Below are 3,594 nucleotides of genomic sequence, written 5' to 3' on the forward strand. Positions count from 1 at the left end.
TCACCGCCGCCCCAGCAGACCCTGCGGGCGCAGGTACATCACAGCGACCAGCAGCAGCAGCGCCGGGATCACCCGGTAGGCCGGGGAGATCAGGTAGGCGGTGGCGGTCTCCAGATACCCGACCACGTAGGCGGCGATCAGCGAGCCGGTGACGCTGCCCAGTCCCCCCAGCACCACGATCGAGAAGGCGCTCGCGGTGAGCGGTCCGACCGAATACGACGACACCCCCAGAAACATCCCGAGCAAGACCCCGGCGATGCCGGCCAAGAGCCCGTAGATCGCCCAGACCGCCACGTAGATCTTGCCCATGTCGTGGCCGAGCAGCGTCACGCCGCGCGGGTTCATGGAGGCGGCGAGCAGGACCTTGCCGGCCCGGGCCCGGTTCACGAACAGCCAGAGCAGGCCGATCACCACCCAGCAGATCAGCGCGGTGAACAGCTCGTTCTTCGGCGTGCGGACGCCCGCGATCTCGACCACGCCCTCGATGAGCGGCAGCACGGTCTTCGGGTTGTCGGTGAAGAAGTAGGCGACCAGCTCCTGGATCATGATCCCCCAGAGCAGCGTGCCGGTCAGCACGAAGATCTCTTTTTCTTCCCGCGGGATCGCCCGGCTGCGCTCGATCGGCGCGACGACGGCGAAGTAGGTGACCAGCGCCCCGGCCAGCCCGCACAGGACGCCGATCGCCGCCCCCGCGTAGGAGCCGAGCCCGAACAGAGCCGAGGCCGCCCAGGCCGCCACCGCGGCCATCACCATCAGGGCGCCGTGGGTCAGGTTGAGGACGCCCGAGACCCCGAAAATCAGGGTGAAGCCCATCGCGCCGAGCGCGTAGAGGGCCGAGATCGCGAAACCGTCGACGAGGATCTGGAGGCCGATCACAGCGCGCTCCCCGCCCGACTTACTGGACCGCCGGCTTGACGGCGGGCGGCAGGACCAGGGTCCCGTTGGCCGTGGCCGCCGGCCAGATCGACACCTGCTTGCCGTTCTGCCACTGCCCGAGCACGCTGGTCATCAGGCCCGGGCCGTACTGGATCGAGTGGGTGAACGGCTCGTCCTTGCCGTAGAATTTCAGGTGCCCGACCGTGCCGACATAGTCGGTCTGCTCCAGAGCCTCGACGAGCTTGTCGGCCTCCGTGGAGCCCGCCCGCTTGATCGCCTCGGCGGTGTAATGGACGGCGTCATACGCCATGAAGCCCGCGTAAGAGGGCGCCCCGCCGAAGCGTTTGGCGAAGGCCTCGGAGAAGGGAATCGTCTTCTCGGTGAGCGCCACGCCCGGCAGCGCCACGCTGTCGAACAGCACGCCCTGCGTGCCGCCGTTGGTGTTGGCCCAGAAGGTCGAGGAGGTCGCCTGCCCGCTGATCCCCGTCATGACGATCGGCACCTGCTGGTTCTGCCACTGCACGGTCGGCTGCACGCCGACATGGGCGATGCCGGTGACGATCAGGTCGGGCTTGGCCGCCTCGATCTTGTTGTAGATCGGCGTGAAATCGCCGGTGTCCGGCGAGAAACGGACATGCTCCACCACCTTCAGCCCGGATTTCGGCAGGCATTCCTCGTAGGCGGCGTCCAGCGGGCGGGTCCAGGCCGCGTCCTCGCTCATGATCGCGGCGGTCTTGGCCTTGAGCTTATCGATCAGCACCTCCTTGGCCGAATCGCAGACTGCCTGCGCCAGGGCGTGCGAGGTCAGGTAGCCGTGGAAGGTATACTTGTTGCGCGCGTAGTCCTTGTGGACGTTCACACTGATCTCGTTGGAGGCCGCGCCGGGCGTGATCATCGGCGTCTTGAGCCGGGCCGCCCAGGGCATGAGCGCCAGCACGACCTCCGAGATGTAGCTGGCGATGACGAAATTGACCTTGTCCTCGGACACGGCCCGCTGGAACGCGCGGACCGCGTCGGAGGCGGAGGACTTGTCGTCGTAGGTCACGACCTGGATCTGCCGTCCGTCGATCCCGCCCTTGGCGTTGATCTCGTCGGCGGCGAGCTGCACCGCCTGCGGGATCGAGGCCCCGGCCACCGACTGCGCTTCGGCGATCACGCCGATCTTGATCGGCTCGGCGGCCCGCGCCGACCCCGCGAGCATCGAGCCCGCCGCCAGCAAAGCAGGCAGCATGCGCCGGATCTGAGCGGGCCGGACGACGGCACGCGCGGTCTCGGTCATCGGCATTTCCTCAATCGAGCGCCCGAATTTTTTATTCGCGGGCTTGGGACCGACTGTAGCCGGGGCTCGACGGATCACAAGGGGCGTGCGTCGCAAGGCGGGTGACGTTTGAGGCGCTTCGTTCGCGCCGCGGGCTTCCGGGTCCGGCGGCCTGGGCCTAGGCTCGCGTCGGGTCCCGCTGAAGCGGGCTCGACGGCCTCGAAGAAGGGCGCACGACAGGTGAGGAACGCACGCGCTTTCGGGCCCGGAACCAGTCCGGGCCGCGGCGCCCGGCCAGGCCGGGTGCCCACCCCATGAGCCTGCGCTGGACGCGGCGGCCGGAAGGCTCGACCTGGGGCGATTTCGGCCCCGACGACGAGCGCGGGCGCTTGAACCTGCTGACGCCCGAGAAGGTGCTGCAGGGCATCGCCGAGGTGCGGGAGGGCCTGACCTTCTGCCTCAGCCTGCCGCTCGATCTGCCCGGCGGCAACGTCCTGAACCCGCGCCGCCACCCGCCGCAGATCACCCCGACCCGCCGGGCCAACGGCCGGCCGAACATGAACTTCCCGGTCTGCGAGGAGGTCGAGGGCGCCACCGACGTGATCTGCGACGACCGCGCCCTGATCCACCTGCAATACTCGACGCAGTGGGATTCCCTCGCCCATGTCGGCTCGCTGTTCGACGCGGACGGCGCGGGCGCGGCGCCGACCTTCTACAACGGCTTCCGCGGCGGCCGGGACATCGTCGGGCCGAGCACGCAAGAGGCGGCCGACCAGCCGTCCCGGGCGAAAAAACTCGGGATCGAGCGGCTGGCCGAGACCGGCATGCAGGGCCGCGCCGTGATGATCGACCTGCGCGCCCATCTCGGCGACGCCAAGGTGAAGGTCGGCTACGAGCAGCTCGCCCGGATCCTGGAGGCCGACGGCGTCGTGGTGGAGCCGGGCGACATGGTCTGCCTGCACACGGGCTTCGCCGAGCGCCTGATCGCCATGGGCGGCGTGCCGGATCCGAAGCTGGTCCACACGCTCTGCGCCGGGCTCGACGGGCGGGATCCGCGCCTGCTCGACTGGATCACCCGCACCGGCCTGTGCGCGCTGATCGCCGACAACTACGCCGTGGAAGCCTACCCGGCCGGGCCCGGCCCTGCCTGCTGCGCGACGCTGCCGCTCCACGAGCACTGCCTGTTCAAGCTCGGGGTCAATCTCGGCGAGCTGTGGCACCTGACGCCGCTCGCCGACTGGCTGCGCGGGCATGGGCGCAACCGCTTCCTGCTCACGGCCCCGCCGCTGCGCCTGCCCGGGGCGGTCGGCTCGCCGACGACGCCGATCGCCACGGTGTGAGGGGAGAATGGAAGCTCTGGCGTCGAAGCTCATGAACGCGCGATCGCAAACGCATCTCCCTCCCCCCTCTGCGGGGGAGGGTGGCCCCTGCGTCAGCAGGGGTCGGGTCGGGACGAAGTC

The 3,594-nt window shown here is 69.5% G+C and carries 3 protein-coding genes; 1 reads left to right on the forward strand and 2 read right to left on the reverse strand.

The window, feature by feature from the left end:
- Together OXS49_RS32870 and OXS49_RS32875 are read right to left on the reverse strand one after the other, a co-directional pair.
- Complete coding sequence (locus OXS49_RS32870) at positions 1–876, reverse strand: branched-chain amino acid ABC transporter permease (RefSeq protein WP_243999787.1); 876 nt, start codon at positions 874–876, stop codon at positions 1–3.
- Positions 877–895: 19 nt separating this feature from the next.
- Positions 896–2,155, reverse strand: a complete 1,260-nt coding sequence (locus OXS49_RS32875; RefSeq protein ID WP_267428697.1) for an ABC transporter substrate-binding protein — start codon at positions 2,153–2,155, stop codon at positions 896–898.
- Between the two features lie 293 nt (positions 2,156–2,448).
- Between OXS49_RS32875 and OXS49_RS32880 the strand changes: the two genes are divergently transcribed.
- A complete protein-coding gene (locus OXS49_RS32880) occupies positions 2,449–3,474 on the forward strand; it encodes a cyclase family protein (protein WP_267428698.1) in 1,026 nt (341 codons plus the stop codon).
- Positions 3,475–3,594: the final 120 nt, after the last annotated feature.

Origin of the sequence: Methylobacterium sp. GC_Met_2, assembly GCF_026540795.1 — a bacterium.
GTDB lineage: Bacteria > Pseudomonadota > Alphaproteobacteria > Rhizobiales > Beijerinckiaceae > Methylobacterium.